The 16,792-nt window shown below is 64.1% G+C and carries 7 protein-coding genes; all 7 read left to right on the forward strand.

What is annotated here, in order from left to right:
- Positions 1–10 precede the first annotated feature (10 nt).
- On the forward strand, positions 11–3,520 hold the full coding sequence (gene rpoB / locus QRM95_RS16665; RefSeq protein WP_018760463.1) for a DNA-directed RNA polymerase subunit beta: 3,510 nt from the start codon (positions 11–13) through the stop codon (positions 3,518–3,520).
- A gap of 145 nt (positions 3,521–3,665) precedes the next feature.
- On the forward strand, positions 3,666–7,565 hold the full coding sequence (locus QRM95_RS16670) for a DNA-directed RNA polymerase subunit beta' (RefSeq protein WP_018760462.1): 3,900 nt from the start codon (positions 3,666–3,668) through the stop codon (positions 7,563–7,565).
- 388 nt (positions 7,566–7,953) lie between these two features.
- A complete protein-coding gene (gene rpsL / locus QRM95_RS16675; RefSeq protein WP_009358312.1) occupies positions 7,954–8,328 on the forward strand; it encodes a 30S ribosomal protein S12 in 375 nt (124 codons plus the stop codon).
- A 1-nt stretch (position 8,329) separates the two neighbouring features.
- Complete coding sequence (rpsG, locus tag QRM95_RS16680) at positions 8,330–8,800, forward strand: 30S ribosomal protein S7 (RefSeq protein ID WP_003803829.1); 471 nt, start codon at positions 8,330–8,332, stop codon at positions 8,798–8,800.
- A 69-nt stretch (positions 8,801–8,869) separates the two neighbouring features.
- Positions 8,870–10,984 carry an elongation factor G gene (gene fusA / locus QRM95_RS16685; RefSeq protein WP_018760461.1) on the forward strand — a complete coding sequence of 705 codons (2,115 nt, stop codon included), beginning with the start codon at positions 8,870–8,872 and terminating at the stop codon, positions 10,982–10,984.
- A 265-nt stretch (positions 10,985–11,249) separates the two neighbouring features.
- Complete coding sequence (gene tuf, locus QRM95_RS16690) at positions 11,250–12,440, forward strand: elongation factor Tu (RefSeq protein WP_018760460.1); 1,191 nt, start codon at positions 11,250–11,252, stop codon at positions 12,438–12,440.
- Between the two features lie 149 nt (positions 12,441–12,589).
- Positions 12,590–16,792, forward strand: coding sequence for a hypothetical protein (locus QRM95_RS16695; protein WP_285248637.1), 4,203 nt, complete (start codon positions 12,590–12,592; stop codon positions 16,790–16,792).

Consider the following 16,792-nt stretch of genomic DNA (forward strand, 5'->3'; position numbering starts at 1 on the left):
AGGATCCCTCTTGGTCGCCTCGAGCACCTCTAATAACGAAACCGCTAACACCGCCGACAGCACTGATGGTGCCACTCGCCGGCTCTCATTCGCAAAGATTCACGAACCTCTTGACGTTCCGAATCTGCTTGCCCTGCAGACAGACAGCTTCGACTGGCTGGTCGGCAATGAGCGCTGGCAGGCACGCGTGGCAAAGGCTGTCGAAGAAAACGATCTCAGCGTCGCCACCACGTCCGGCCTGTCGGACATTTTTGAAGAGATCTCCCCGATCGAGGACTTCCAGGGCACCATGTCCCTGAGCTTCTCCGATCCGGAGTTCGCTGACCCCAAGTACACAATGGCCGAGTGCAAGGACCGGGACGCAACGTACTCGGCTCCGCTGTACGTGAAGGCCGAGTTCATGAACAACAACACGGGCGAAATCAAGCAGCAGACCGTGTTCATGGGCGACTTCCCGCTGATGACCGAGAAGGGTACCTTCGTGGTCAACGGCACCGAGCGTGTCGTCGTCTCCCAGCTGGTCCGTTCGCCGGGCGCCTACTTCGAGCGCGCCGCCGACAAGACCAGCGACAAGGACATCTTCACCGCCAAGATCATCCCGTCCCGCGGTGCCTGGTTCGAGCTCGAGATCGACAAGCGCGACCAGGTCGGTGTCCGCCTCGACCGCAAGCGCAAGCAGTCCGTCACGGTCCTGCTGAAGGCCCTCGGCTGGACCGAAGGCCAGATCCTCGAAGAGTTCGGCCAGTACGACTCCATGCGGGCAACCCTGGAGAAGGACGCCACCGAAACCCGCGAAGACGCCCTGCTGGACATCTACCGCAAGCTGCGTCCGGGCGAGCCGCCCACCGTCGAGGCTGCCCAGTCCCTGCTGGACAACCTGTACTTCAACTCCAAGCGCTACGATCTGGCCAAGGTTGGCCGCTACAAGATCAACCGCAAGCTCGGCATCGACCGCTCCCTTGGTGACAAGGAAGCCTCGGTCCTGCACGTTGAAGACATCGTTGCCATGATCAAGTTCCTGGTCGCGCTGCACGCCGGCGAGAAGACCATCAAGGGCACCCGCGATGGCCAGGAAGTGGACCTGCGCGTCGAAATTGACGACATCGACCACTTCGGCAACCGCCGCATCCGCGCCGTCGGCGAGCTCATCGAGAACCAGGTCCGTACCGGCCTGTCCCGCATGGAGCGCGTCGTCCGTGAGCGTATGACCACCCAGGACGTCGAAGCCATCACGCCGCAGACCCTGATCAACATCCGCCCTGTGGTTGCAGCCATCAAGGAGTTCTTCGGAACGTCCCAGCTGTCCCAGTTCATGGACCAGAACAACCCGCTCTCGGGCCTGACCCACAAGCGCCGCCTGTCCGCGCTTGGTCCGGGTGGTCTGTCCCGTGACCGTGCCGGCATGGAAGTCCGTGACGTGCACCCGTCCCACTACGGACGTATGTGCCCCATCGAAACTCCTGAAGGCCCGAACATCGGCCTGATCGGTTCGCTGGCGTCCTACGGCCGGATCAATCCGTTCGGTTTCATCGAAACCCCGTACCGGCTGGTCAAGGACGGCGTCGTGTCCGACGACGTCCAGTACCTGACGGCCGACGACGAGGCCGAGGTGCTGATCGCGCAGGCCAACGCCCCGCTGGACGAGAACAACAAGTTCGCCGAGGACACCGTCCTGGTCCGTGCCCGTGGTGGTGGAGGCGAGCCCGTCCTGGTTCCCGCCGCCGACGTCGAGTTCATGGACGTCTCCCCGCGCCAGATGGTGTCCGTGGCAACCGCCCTGATCCCGTTCCTGGAGCACGACGACGCCAACCGTGCCCTCATGGGTGCCAACATGCAGCGCCAGGCCGTGCCGCTGGTCCGTTCCGAGGCCCCGTTCGTGGGTACCGGCATGGAACGCGCCGCCGCCGTCGACGCAGGTGACGTTGTCATCGCCAAGAAGGCCGGTGTGGTCACCGAGGTTTCCGCCGAGCTCGTCATCATGCTTAACGACGACGGCACCGAGACCAACTACCGCATCAACAAGTTCGCCCGCTCCAACCAGGGCAACTGCTACAACCACCGCGTCCTGGTGAACGAAGGCCAGCGCCTGGAAGTCGGCGGCATCATCGCCGACGGCCCGGCAACGGACCAGGGTGAACTTGCACTCGGCAAGAACCTGCTCGTGGCATTCATGTCATGGGAAGGCCACAACTTCGAGGACGCCATCATCCTCTCGCAGCGCATCGTTGCCGAGGACGTCCTTTCCTCCATCCACATCGAGGAGCACGAGATCGATGCCCGCGACACCAAGCTTGGTGCCGAGGAGATCACCCGTGACATCCCCAACGTGTCCGAGGAAGTCCTGGCCGGCCTGGACGAGCGCGGCATCATCCACATCGGTGCCGAGGTTGAAGCAGGCGACATCCTGGTCGGAAAGGTCACCCCGAAGGGTGAAACCGAACTGACCCCGGAAGAGCGCCTGCTGCGCGCCATCTTCGGTGAGAAGTCCCGCGAAGTGCGCGACACCTCCCTGAAGGTGCCGCACGGCGAGTCCGGCACCGTCATCGGCGTCCGCGTCTTCGACCGCGACAACGACGACGAGCTGCCCCCGGGCGTGAACCAGCTGGTCCGCGTCTACGTGGCCGCCAAGCGCAAGATCACCGACGGCGACAAGCTCGCCGGCCGCCACGGCAACAAGGGCGTTATCTCCAAGATCCTCCCGGTCGAGGACATGCCCTTCCTTGCCGACGGCACCCCTGTTGACATCGTCCTGAACCCGCTGGGTGTTCCGGGCCGTATGAACGTGGGCCAGGTGCTCGAAACGCACCTCGGCTGGGTTGCCAAGACCGGTTGGAAGATCGAAGGCGAGCCCGAGTGGGTCAAGCAGCTGCCGAACCTGCCGCGCGAGAGTGGCCCCACCACTGTTGCCACCCCGGTGTTCGACGGTGCCCGCGAAGAGGAAATCACGGGCCTGCTGGATTCCACCAACGTGACCCGCGACGGTGACCGCCTGATCAACTCCTCGGGCAAGACCCGCCTGTTTGACGGCCGCTCCGGCGAACCGTTCCCGGATCCGATCTCGGTCGGCTACATGTACATCCTGAAGCTCCACCACCTGGTGGACGACAAGATCCACGCGCGCTCCACCGGCCCGTACTCCATGATCACGCAGCAGCCGCTGGGTGGTAAGGCACAGTTCGGTGGCCAGCGCTTCGGTGAAATGGAAGTGTGGGCGCTCGAAGCCTATGGCGCCGCCTACACGCTCCAGGAGCTCCTCACGATCAAGTCGGACGACATCCACGGTCGCGTGAAAGTCTACGAAGCGATCGTCAAGGGCGAGAACATCCCCGAGCCGGGTGTTCCCGAATCCTTCAAGGTCTTGATCAAGGAAATGCAGTCGCTGTGCCTGAACGTGGAAGTGCTTTCCACGGACGGAACCACAATTGAAATGCGTGACTCTGATGACGCAGTCTTCACGGCTGCGGAAGAACTGGGCATCGATCTGTCTCGCGCAGAGCCCAGCTCCGTAGAAGAGGTCTAGCAGGAGGTTGACGACGGCGGGTGACCACCCGCCGTCGTACGCCCCCTCCCTCCTCCCGCAACCAGGGCGCCCGGTGGTTGAGCTGTCGAAACCCCGGCGCCGTCAAGACTTCAGAATTTAGAGAACAAGAGAGAACAGGGACCATATGTCCAGCGAATCCTCCTTCGGCCTCATGCAGATCGGCCTCGCCACCGCGGAAGACATCCGCGGCTGGTCGTACGGCGAGGTTAAGAAGCCGGAAACCATCAACTACCGCACGCTCAAGCCCGAGAAGGACGGCCTCTTCTGCGAGAAGATCTTCGGCCCGTCCCGGGACTGGGAGTGCTACTGCGGCAAGTACAAGCGCGTGCGCTTCAAGGGCATCATCTGTGAGCGCTGTGGCGTCGAAGTCACCCGCGCCAAGGTCCGCCGTGAGCGCATGGGCCACATCGAGCTGGCCGCTCCCGTCACGCACATCTGGTACTTCAAGGGTGTTCCGTCCCGCCTGGGCTACCTCCTTGACCTGGCTCCGAAGGACCTCGAGAAGGTCATCTACTTCGCCGCCTACATGATCACCAGCGTCGACGAGGCTGCCCGCCACGAGGAACTGCCCAACCTGCAGGTTGAGCACGACATCGAGAAGAAGCAGTTGATCGACAACCGCGACGCCGACATCGCCGCGATCGCCCGCGACCTCGAAGGCGAAATCGCACGCCTCGAGGGCGAAGGCGCCAAGGCAGCGGACAAGAAGAAGGCCCGGGACTCCGCCGACCGCCAGATGGCCAACGTGCGCAAGCGCGCCGACGCCGACATCGAGCGCCTCGAGCAGGTCTGGGACCGCTTCAAGAACCTCAAGGTCGCCGACCTCGAAGGTGACGAAGGCCTGTACCGCGAACTGCGCGACCGCTACGGCATGTACTTCGAAGGCTCCATGGGTGCCGAAGCGATCAAGAAGCGTCTTGAGAACTTCGACATGCAGGCCGAGTCCGACCTGCTGCGCGACATCATTGCCAACGGCAAGGGCCAGCGCAAGACCCGTGCCCTCAAGCGCCTGAAGGTGGTCAACGCGTTCCTGACCACCAACAACAGCCCGCTCGGCATGGTGCTCGACGCCGTCCCGGTGATCCCGCCGGAACTGCGCCCGATGGTCCAGCTGGACGGTGGCCGCTTCGCGACCTCCGACCTCAACGACCTCTACCGCCGCGTGATCAACCGGAACAACCGCCTCAAGCGCCTGCTTGACCTCGGGGCCCCGGAGATCATCGTCAACAACGAGAAGCGCATGCTTCAGGAAGCTGTTGACAGCCTCTTCGACAACGGCCGCCGCGGCCGTCCGGTCACCGGACCGGGCAACCGTCCGCTGAAGTCCCTGAGCGACATGCTCAAGGGCAAGCAGGGCCGTTTCCGCCAGAACCTCCTCGGCAAGCGCGTCGACTACTCCGGCCGTTCGGTCATCGTCGTCGGCCCGCAGCTGAAGCTGCACCAGTGCGGCCTGCCCAAGCAGATGGCCCTGGAGCTCTTCAAGCCGTTCGTGATGAAGCGCCTGGTTGACCTCAACCACGCCCAGAACATCAAGTCGGCCAAGCGGATGGTGGAGCGCTACCGCCCGCAGGTCTGGGACGTTCTCGAAGAGATCATCACCGAACACCCGGTGCTGCTCAACCGTGCACCTACCCTGCACCGCCTGGGTATCCAGGCATTCGAGCCGCAGCTTGTTGAAGGCAAGGCAATCCAGCTGCACCCGCTGGTTTGTGGCGCGTTCAACGCCGACTTCGACGGTGACCAGATGGCAGTCCACTTGCCGCTGAGCCCCGAAGCGCAGGCTGAGGCCCGCATCCTGATGCTGTCCTCGAACAACATCCTGAAGCCCTCCGACGGACGCCCGGTCACCCTGCCCTCGCAGGATATGATCATCGGCCTCTACCACCTGACCACCAAGCGCAAGGGTTCGGCCGGTGAAGGCCGCATCTTCGGTTCGGTTTCGGAAGCCATCATGGCGTTCGACGCCCGCGAGCTGCACCTGAACTCGCAGGTCAAGATCCGGCTCGAAGGCTTCGTGCCCTACGCCGGCTGGGAAGCTCCGGAAGGTTGGGAGCAGGGTCAGCCCGCTCTCGTCCAGACCTCCCTGGGCCAGGTCCTCTTCAACGAGACTCTGCCCGAGGACTATCCCTGGGTCGAGGCTGTTGCCGACAAGGGCGAACTGTCCCGCATCGTCAACGACCTCGCCGAGCGCTACCCGAAGGTCGTCACCGCGGCAACGCTGGACAACCTGAAGGATGCCGGTTTCTACTGGGCCACCCGTTCAGGCGTCACGGTTGCCATCTCCGACATCGAGGTTCCGGCTGCCAAGCCGGAAATCCTTGCCGGTTACGAGGAACGGGCCGCCAAGATCCAGGGCCAGTACGACAAGGGCCTGATCGACGACGACGAGCGTCGCCAGGAACTGATCGAGATCTGGAACAAGGCCACCAACGACATCGCCTCGGTGATGCGCGAGAGCCTGTCCCCGATGAACACCATCAACCGCATGGTGTCCTCCGGTGCACGTGGTAACTGGATGCAGGTCCGCCAGATCGCGGGTATCCGTGGCCTGGTGGCCAACCCGAAGGGTGAGATCATCCCGCGCCCCATCAAGTCCTCCTACCGTGAGGGCCTGTCGGTGCTGGAATACTTCATCGCCACGCACGGTGCCCGTAAGGGCCTGGCCGACACCGCCCTGCGTACCGCCAACTCGGGTTACCTGACCCGACGTCTGGTGGACGTCTCGCAGGACGTCATCGTCCGTGAAGAGGACTGCGGTACGGAGCGTGGCTTGGTCACGCCCATCGCCGTCGCCGATTCCAACGGTGAGCTCGTCCTGGACGAGAACGTCGAGAACAGCGCCTACGCCCGTACGCTGGCCGTCGACGTCGTGGACTCCGAGGGCAATGTCCTCGCAGCCGCCGGCACCGACTGCGGCGACGTCGTCATCGCGGAACTCTTCAAGGCAGGCATCACCGAGGTCAAGGTCCGCTCTGTCCTCACCTGTGAGTCCAGCGTCGGCACCTGCGCCCTGTGCTACGGCCGTTCGCTGGCCACCGGCAAGACCGTGGACATCGGCGAGGCCGTGGGCATCATCGCCGCACAGTCCATCGGTGAGCCCGGTACCCAGCTGACCATGCGTACGTTCCACACCGGTGGTGCAGTTTCCGCCGGCGGTGGCGACGACATCACCCAGGGTCTGCCCCGTATCCAGGAGCTCTTCGAAGCCCGTACTCCGAAGGGTGTCGCGCCGATTGCCGAAGCAGCCGGCCGCATCACCATCGAAGAGTCCGAGCGCCAGATGCGCCTGGTCATCACCCCGGATGACGGAACGGAAGAGATCGCTTACCCGGTCCTGCGCCGTTCACGCCTGCTCATCGAAGACGGCGACCACGTCACCGTTGGCCAGAAGCTGATCAACGGCCCCGTGGACCCCAAGCAGGTCCTGCGCATCATGGGTCCGCGTGCCGCCCAGAAGTTCCTGGTGGACGAGGTCCAGGGCGTGTACCGCAGCCAGGGCATCGGTATCCACGACAAGCACGTCGAGGTTATCGTCCGCCAGATGCTGCGCCGCGTCACGGTCATCGAGTCCGGCGAATCGGACCTGCTGCCCGGCGAGCTCGCCGAGCGGAGCCGGTTCGAGGAGGCCAACCGCCGCGTTGTGTCCGAGGGCAAGACTCCGGCTTCCGGACGTCCTGAGCTCATGGGCATCACCAAGGCGTCGCTGGCCACCGAGTCCTGGCTCTCGGCCGCTTCCTTCCAGGAGACCACCCGCGTCCTGACGCAGGCGGCCATGGAAGGCAAGAGCGATCCGCTGCTCGGCCTGAAGGAGAACGTCATCATCGGTAAGCTGATCCCCGCCGGCACGGGCCTCCCGCGCTACACGGAGGTCACGGTCGAGCCCACTGAAGAAGCGAAGGCCAACCTGTTCACCGGCCCCAGCGCATTCAGCGATTTCTCGTACGACACCCTGGGTGGTGACGGAGCTCCGGAGTTCCACGCCATCCCGCTGGATGACTACGACCTCGGCAACGACTTCCGCTAACCAGCAGAAGCCGGCTTAGCCGAAAGGGATGGTCCCGCACCGCACGGTGGGGGACCATCCCCCTTTAACCCGTCGATTAAGGCCTGGACACTGTCCGTGGTAGACTGGTTACCAATTGTTATTGTGGCAGTGGATGAGTGCGCCGGTATCAGCTGAAAGGCTGGACCAGAGCGACGTTTCCGGTTTGCAGGGTTCTTGTGCAACGTATGCCACATTTTTGCATGCCTAGGGACTGATGGGATCGCAAGCTCCTTCCCGGTATGCGATCCGACTATTAAAGGCTTCGCCTTCGCCGCCATGAAGATCCTCTTCAGGGCTCGGGCGGCGGGGCAACGCAACAAGAGAGTGGCCGGAAACAGCCACTCCGGATAAAACGGAGAACACGAGAGTGCCTACGATTAACCAGCTGGTCCGCAAGGGCCGCACGCCTAAGGTCTCAAAGACCAAGGCTCCCGCGCTTAAGGGCAGCCCCATGCGCCGCGGTGTTTGCACCCGCGTTTACACCACCACCCCGAAGAAGCCGAACTCGGCTCTGCGTAAGGTGGCGCGTGTTCGCCTCAACGGCGGCGTGGAAGTTACCGCCTACATCCCCGGTGTTGGCCACAACCTGCAGGAGCACTCCATTGTGCTCGTCCGCGGTGGTCGTGTTAAGGACCTCCCCGGTGTCCGCTACAAGATCGTCCGTGGCGCCCTTGATACCCAGGGCGTGAAGAACCGTAAGCAGGCCCGCAGCCGCTACGGCGCAAAGATGGAGAAGAAGTAATATGCCTCGCAAGGGTCCGGCCCCCAAGCGGCCGCTCGTTTCGGATCCGGTTTACGGCTCCCCGCTGGTAACCCAGCTCATCAACAAGGTGCTTGTTGACGGCAAGAAGTCCACTGCAGAGCGCATCGTCTACGGTGCCCTCGAAGGCGCACGCGCCAAGTCCGGTGGCGACCCCGTCGCAGCGCTGAAGAAGGCCATGGACAACGTCAAGCCTTCGCTTGAAGTTCGCTCCCGCCGTGTCGGTGGCGCCACCTACCAGGTCCCGGTTGAGGTCAAGCCGGGCCGCTCCACCGCACTCGCCCTGCGCTGGCTGGTTGGCTACTCCAAGGCCCGCCGTGAAAAGACGATGACCGAGCGCCTCCAGAACGAAATCCTGGATGCGTCCAACGGTCTCGGTGCCGCTGTGAAGCGTCGCGAAGACACCCACAAGATGGCCGAGTCCAACAAGGCCTTCGCACACTACCGCTGGTAATACTCCCCGGGCGCCGCCGGCTCAACAGAGCCGGCGGCGAACGTGTAGTCCATCCCAAAAGGAGACCCCGTGGCACAGGACGTGCTTACCGACCTTAGTAAGGTCCGCAACATCGGCATCATGGCCCACATTGATGCCGGCAAGACCACCACAACCGAGCGCATCCTGTTCTACACGGGTGTGAACCACAAGATCGGCGAAACGCACGACGGCGCTTCGACCACTGACTGGATGGAACAGGAAAAGGAACGCGGCATCACTATCACGTCTGCCGCCGTGACCTGCTTCTGGGAGAACAACCAGATCAACATCATCGACACCCCCGGCCACGTTGACTTCACGGTTGAGGTTGAGCGCTCCCTGCGCGTCCTCGACGGTGCAGTTGCCGTCTTCGATGGCAAGGAAGGCGTTGAGCCGCAGTCGGAAACCGTTTGGCGCCAGGCTGACAAGTACAACGTTCCGCGTATCTGCTTCGTCAACAAGATGGACAAGCTCGGTGCTGACTTCTACTTCACCGTAGACACCATCATCAGCCGCCTCGGTGCCAAGCCGCTGGTCATGCAGCTGCCCATCGGTGCCGAGAACGACTTCATCGGCGTCGTCGACCTGCTTTACATGCGTGCCCTGGTTTGGCCGGGCGACGCCAAGGGCGACGTGACCATGGGTGCCAAGTACGAAATCCGCGAGATCCCTGCCGACCTGCAGGAAAAGGCTGAAGAGTACCGCGCGAACCTCGTTGAGACGGTCGCCGAGTCCTCTGAGGAACTCATGGAGAAGTACCTCGAGGGCGAAGAGATCTCGATCGACGAGCTCAAGGCCGGCATCCGCAAGATGACCATCAACTCCGAGCTGTACCCGATCTTCTGTGGCTCCGCCTTCAAGAACCGCGGCGTCCAGCCGATGCTCGATGCCGTGGTGGACTACCTGCCGAACCCGCTCGACGTCCCCCCGATGGTCGGCCACGATCCTCGCGACGAAGAGAAGGAACTGACCCGCAAGCCTTCCTCGGAAGAGCCCTTCTCGGCTCTGGCGTTCAAGATTGCGGCCCACCCCTTCTTCGGCCAGCTCACCTTCATCCGCGTGTACTCCGGTCACGTGGAAGCAGGCGCCCAGGTGGTCAACTCCACCAAGGGCAAGAAGGAGCGCATCGGCAAGCTGTTCCAGATGCACGCCAACAAGGAAATGCCCGTCGAGGGTGCTACCGCCGGCCACATCTATGCAGCCATCGGTCTGAAGGACACCACCACGGGCGACACCCTGTGCGATGCCAACAACCAGATCGTGCTCGAGTCCATGAGCTTCCCGGAGCCCGTGATCTCGGTTGCCATCGAGCCGAACACCAAGGGTGACCAGGAGAAGCTCTCCACGGCCATCCAGAAGCTCTCCGCTGAGGACCCCACCTTCCAGGTGTCCCTCAACGAAGACACCGGCCAGACCATCATCGCCGGCATGGGCGAGCTTCACCTGGACATCCTGGTGGACCGCATGCGCCGCGAATTCAAGGTCGAGGCCAACGTGGGCAAGCCGCAGGTTGCTTACCGCGAAACCATCAAGCGCGCCGTCGAACGCCACGACTACACGCACAAGAAGCAGACCGGTGGTTCGGGCCAGTTCGCAAAGATCCAGATCGCGATCGAGCCGCTGGACACTGCCGAGGGCGAACTGTACGAGTTCGAGAACAAGGTCACCGGTGGCCGCGTTCCCCGCGAGTACATCCCGTCCGTTGACGCCGGCATCCAGGATGCGCTGAACGACGGCGTCCTGGCCGGCTACCCGGTTGTCGGCATCAAGGCCACGCTGATTGACGGCGCGTACCACGATGTTGACTCTTCGGAAATGGCGTTCAAGATCGCCGGCCGCATGGCTTTCAAGGAAGCTGCGCGCAAGGCGAACCCGGTTCTGCTTGAACCGCTGATGGATGTCGAGGTCCGCACCCCTGAGGAATACATGGGTGAAGTTATCGGTGACCTCAACTCCCGCCGTGGCCAGATGCAGTCCATGGAAGATGCACAGGGCGTCAAGGTCATCCGTGCGCACGTTCCGCTGTCCGGCATGTTCGGCTACATCGGTGACCTGCGCTCGAAGACCCAGGGCCGTGCTGTGTACTCCATGACGTTCAACAGCTACGCCGAGGTCCCGAAGGCAGTTGCCGACGAGATCATCCAGAAGACCCGCGGCGAGTAGTCCCTCGGACTTTTCGCAGCGAAAAAACTCGGGTGCGCTTGCCGGTTACGGAAAGCACAGCCGGTGCAGGTGGCCGGGGCACGGTCGGATTCGTCCGGTCAAGCCGGTTCCCGGCCATCTGCACGAACAGGCTCTAGGGACTAGTATTAGTTCCTGAATCTGCAATTTCACCAATCCAAAGCCCCCCAAGTAGACTTACCTGAGTTTCTGCCGCGACAAGAGCGGCAGGAGGGTATGTCATTTGAAAACGTTCTAGGAGGAACCTGTGGCAAAGGCAAAGTTCGAGCGGACTAAGCCGCACGTCAACATCGGCACCATTGGTCACGTTGACCACGGTAAGACGACGCTGACGGCCGCCATTTCCAAGGTGCTGTACGACAAGTACCCGACTCTCAACGAGAAGCGTGACTTCGCGTCGATCGACTCTGCACCCGAAGAGCGTCAGCGCGGTATTACCATCAACATCTCCCACGTGGAGTACCAGACCGAGAAGCGTCACTACGCACACGTTGACGCCCCCGGCCACGCTGACTACATCAAGAACATGATCACCGGTGCTGCCCAGATGGACGGCGCAATCCTCGTGGTTGCTGCTACCGACGGCCCGATGGCTCAGACCCGCGAGCACGTTCTGCTGGCCCGCCAGGTTGGTGTTCCCTACCTGCTGGTCGCGCTGAACAAGGCTGACATGGTTGACGACGAAGAGCTCCTCGACCTCGTCGAAATGGAAGTTCGTGAGCTCCTGAGCTCGCAGGGCTTCGATGGCGACAACGCTCCGGTTGTTCGCGTCTCCGGCCTGAAGGCCCTGGAAGGCGACCCCGAGTGGGTCAAGTCCGTTGAGGACCTGATGGCTGCAGTCGACGAGTCCGTTCCGGACCCCGTACGTGACCGCGACAAGCCGTTCCTGATGCCGATCGAAGACGTCTTCACCATCACCGGTCGTGGCACCGTTGTTACGGGCCGCGCCGAGCGTGGAACCCTCGCCATCAACTCCGAGGTCGAGATCGTCGGCATCCGCCCGGTCCAGAAGACCACGGTTACCGGTATCGAGATGTTCCACAAGCAGCTCGACGAAGCATGGGCCGGCGAGAACTGTGGCCTCCTGCTCCGCGGTCTGAAGCGCGACGATGTCGAGCGTGGCCAGGTTGTCGTCAAGCCGGGTTCCATCACCCCGCACACCGACTTCGAGGCCAACGTCTACATCCTCTCCAAGGACGAAGGCGGACGTCACAACCCGTTCTACTCCAACTACCGCCCGCAGTTCTACTTCCGCACCACGGACGTAACCGGCGTTATCACCCTGCCCGAGGGCACGGAAATGGTTATGCCCGGCGACAACACTGAGATGACGGTTGCGCTCATCCAGCCCATCGCAATGGAAGAGGGCCTCGGCTTCGCAATCCGTGAAGGCGGCCGCACCGTTGGTTCGGGACGTGTCACCAAGATCATCAAGTAGTTTCTGCTGATCTCGGACCATCCGAATCCTTGATTCGGTAATCCACAGAAAACCCCGCTGCCCAGTGCAGCGGGGTTTTCTTTTGCTAGCATTCATCCAGTCGTTGGATAAATAAACGGTGGCTGCTGACTGATGGAAGAAGGCCCAACATGAGGGACGAGTCGTATGCCGCAGGGTACCGTGCCGGTCATCTGCAGGGCTGGCTGGACGCCATGGCGCAAATGGAGCAGATGCGGCATCCGGCCGGCGCAGGCCAGCCCGCTGTGCAGGAGGCGAACCCGGCGCAGGTTCGTGTCGACATGGCTCATCCTGCGCCTCCGCCAGTGGCCGGAAGATTCGCTGCGGCAGCGCCCTCCGGGCGGCCCGCCCCGGCGCCCGTAGCACCGACTAGGCCTGCCGACGCCCACGGGTTGGGAATCATGCGTGGCCCCGGACGGGCGGGGCAGCCCCGGCCCGCCGCGCCAATGCCAGCGGCCGCCCGTGCCGTGCCGCGCGCCGGCACGCCGGCAGAGCGCCAGGCGCGCCGGGAACGCCGGGATCGGCAGAACATCAACATCACGCTCTACGTTGCAAGCCTGCTCCTGGTGGCGGCTGCGGCGCTCTTCGTTGGCAGCAGTCTGCCCCCGATGCTGCGCTTCGCCGGTGTTGGAGCTGTCACCGCAATGTTCTATTGCCTCGGGTTCGGGCTGCATGCAAAGGTGGCGCGGCTAAGGCCCGCCGCCGTTGCCTTTACCGGCACCGGGCTGGCACTGGTGCCGGTTACGGGCCTGGCACTGTACAACTTTGCCTGGCATGACGGGCCCGCCACCTGGTTGCTGACGTCCCTACTGGGGACCGCCGCCTATGTGGCGGCCGCCATCAGGCTGGAAAGTAAAGTCCTGACCTACCTGTCTCTGACGTTCGTGGTGTCGAGTGCGTGGTCGGGGGTTGCCGTCCTCGGAGGAGCACTCGTTTGGTATTTTGCGGCCATGATCAGTGTGGGCGTGGCCTTCACGCTGTTGTCGCACGTGCGCCCGTCATGGTTGCCGTCGGTCTTCGCCGGGCCGCTTGCCGCACTGCACCCCTATGTGGTGCCAGGTATTGGGGCTGCGGCCACGTTATCGCCGTTCCTGCCCGCTGGCCCGGGGCTGACCAAGGCAGAGTATGCGCTTGTCCTCGGCGCCTGCGGGGCATACTTCGCCGTGTTTGCAGTGGCCATGGCCGGTCTACGGTTGGCGTACTTCAGGGCCGCGAGGGTGGCGCTGACTATCGCGGCCACCATCGGGATCTGGGACGTGTCAGGACGCGGGACGGCCGCCCTGTTCACACTTGCCGTTGTGGCCGGCGCCCAGTCAGTGGCAGTTGCATTCATGGGTGCACGCCTTGCAGCCTGGATTACACGGACACCAGACGCGTCCGGCGGGCACCACCGGACGGCCGGCGCCGGTTCGCAGGCGGGTACGGCACGCTGGCGGCGTGACGCGTTCGTCGCGTTCGGTGTCCAGTTCGCGGCCACGGCCGGCTATGCGCTGGCCGTCGTCGTCGCGGGATTCTTCCCGCCGGCTCGGATACCGGCAAGTCCTGTGCCACTGTGGCTTCCGGTTCTGCTGTGCCTTGTCACGGGCTTCGCGCTGGCTGCCAGGCTGCGCGGCCGCGCCGAGGTCGTGCCGGTCCCGGCACTGTTGTTGGCAGCCGTCGTCAGCCACCGCCTCGGTGAGGGCGTGTTTGCGCTGCTGCTGGCCCCGGCTGCCTTCTTCTGGGCCGCCCGGGCCTACGCAGCAGACGGGGCGCTGCGGCACCGCATGGTGCTCAACGCACGCCTGGCCTGCACGGTGCTGGCTCCCGCGCTGGCAGCAGCCCTGACCGACGGCGCCGAGCAGGATAGGGCCGTGTGGTTCACGTTGCTGATCGCGGCGGCCCTGCAGCAACTCCTGTCTGCGGCGATGCAGCGTTTCGGAATAAGCACCCTGGCGCCCGCCCTGAGCCTGGTGGGCTTCACGCTTCTCGGGCTCGGAAGCATCGCCAGCCTCTCGTCACTTGCGGGCCGCGGGTCCCAGGGACTGGTGTGGGCGGCGGTGTTGATCCAGCTCACAGCTGCACTCGTGACCGGCCTGTTGCTGACCGGCAAACCTGCGGACTGGCGCAACTGGCGGCCCGGTGCCGGAGAGGTCCTGGCGCCCGTAGTGGCCGCGATGCTTGCGGCGTTTGCGTTTGACAGGCTGGCGGAGGGGGCCGGGAACCTCGTCCTCTTGCTGCTGCTGGCATACTTGGTTGCTTCTGCGTCCAGGCTCCCGGCGCTGGAGCACCGGTGGGCATATTGGTGGGCCGCCCGGGCGACAGGCACCGTTCTGGTGTTGACGGCGTTCTCGCAGTTGCAGCACAGCACCGGCAGCCTGGTCGTCGGAGGCGAGGCGCTGCATCCGGCCACCGTACTCATTGCCGCCCTCTTTGCCCAGCTGTCCCTGCCTCTGGCCGGAAAGATCTTGAGGCGGGCCCCCTCGGGCGTAGTCTTCGACGCTGCCGGTGTCATCGTGCTGCAGCTTGCCGCCTGTGCCGTCCTGGCGTTTCAGGCCTCCGGGAGCTGGCAGCACCTGGCTGCCGTGTCCGGAGCTGCTGTTTCCGCCGCAGTGGCTGCCTACGTCCTGCGGACAGAGCCGGCCGCTGGAGTCATCGCCCCTCTGTCCTTCATGGCCCTCGCGGGCCTATCGCTCGGAAATGCCCGGGTGGTAGAGGTTCTGCTGGGTGTCTTCGCAGTGTTTGCGGGCGTCATGGTGGCAGCGGTGCCCCGGCCTCGGAGCAAAGGGTGGTACTTCGTTGCCGCGCGCGTCCTCATTGCCGCCCTTGCCTTGGTGCTCAGCGACGACGTGACGGCCTCACCCACTGCTGTATCCGTAACGTTTGCGTTCGTCCTTGCCGCACAGCATTTCATTCGCTGGTTGATGCGTTTCCGGCTCGCTGCCGTGCCGTTCCAGCAGGCCGCCGTGTGGATCACCCTTGCAGGGCAGGCCGTGCTGCCCCTGGCGTACGCAGTGCAGCACGGGGAGTTGCGGCTTGGCGCGTACCTTGGCGGACCGCTGCCGGGCGGCGGAACCGGGATGGACGGCGCCAGCCGTTGGGTATTGCTTTTGGAGCTGGGCCTGCTGGTGGTGTCGGCCGCTGCGGCCCGCAGGCTGTTCGTTGCCCGGGGTGCGCTGTACTTCGGCGTTTACGGACTGCTCCTCGGCGTATTGTCCCTCGGCCCGGTAGTTGATTTCGGGGACGTGCCTGCCCTCAGCTTCACCGGGACAGCTGTTGTGCTTCTGGTCCTGGGCCTCGCGGCAGCCGCCGCCGGTCCGGAATGGCGGCGGCGCAGTGCCTCGATGGGCCCGGAGCGCCGCTTATGGCTCGCCGGTGCAGGAACATTCACCGCTGCGGCGTTGGCTGTCTCGCCCCAAGCGTCCGACTGGGTTCCGGGCGCTGCCGTGCTGGCCGTTGCCGCAGTCCTGCTAACGGCTTCCCACGTGGAAGCGATGCCGCTCCTCTATCCGCCGGCTGTGGCCGCTGTGCTTGTCGGTGCCTTCATGCTGGCGGTCGCCTGGCTGGGAGAATCCAGGGGCAATGGCGCGGGGGAGTGGGCACACTACCTCCCGTGGCTGGCAGGACCAGGCGTGGGGGCAGTGGGGCTTTATGCCGTGCGCAGGGCACGGTCCGGGGCGCTGGCGGATGATCCGTTCCGGCGCTGGTCACTGGCCGTAGGCGCCTTCGCCGGCCTTCTGCTGGCAGCACTTGCGGGCCTTTACCGTGATGGAACTTCCTGGGCCGGTGTGGGCGTCCTCGTTGCCGCCGCCGCTGTTGCTGTCGTCGAAGCGACACCCCGCATGCGCCGGCCGGCGGCGGAGCTGGCCGCCTTGGCAATCGTGGCTGCTGTCCAGCGGGCCGCCCTCTTCGAGTTCAGTGCAGTCCGGGGACTCCTGCCGTGGCCTGTCGTTGCGCACGCGGATCCCTTCTGGGTGGCGCAGTGGTACATGCTGCTGGCCTCCGTGCTGGCCGGCCTGCGATATCTGACAGGCAGTCCTGCGATCGGCCGGCGCTATGCGTGTGCTGCCGCTGGGCTGCTCAGCCTTTCAGGGGCGGGCACAGTGTTCGGAGGTGAAAACTCGCAGCAGTTGTGGGTACTGGTATGGCTCGCCGGGCTTTTGGTCGCCGGGCTGGTCCTTGGTGACAGGCTCTTTGTCAGGTGGGGCGCGGCAGGGATTGCCGTCTGCGTCCTGTGGGCGATGCGGCAGTACACGTTTGCACTCCTGGCGGTTGTGGCCACCGGCCTGATTGCTTTTGCGGTCTGGCGGCTCAACCGTGGCACGGCTGGTCAGGACAAGGCCGGGAACGCGCCCTGA

Source organism: Pseudarthrobacter sp. efr-133-R2A-89, from assembly GCF_030209315.1.
GTDB lineage: Bacteria > Actinomycetota > Actinomycetes > Actinomycetales > Micrococcaceae > Arthrobacter.

Coding starts and splice junctions, on each gene's coding strand:
- QRM95_RS16670 (WP_018760462.1), top strand. CDS start 3,666: ATGTCCAGCGAATCCTCCTTCGGCCTCATGCAGATCGGCCTCGCCACC.
- rpsG (WP_003803829.1), top strand. CDS start 8,330: ATGCCTCGCAAGGGTCCGGCCCCCAAGCGGCCGCTCGTTTCGGATCCG.
- QRM95_RS16695 (WP_285248637.1), top strand. CDS start 12,590: ATGAGGGACGAGTCGTATGCCGCAGGGTACCGTGCCGGTCATCTGCAG.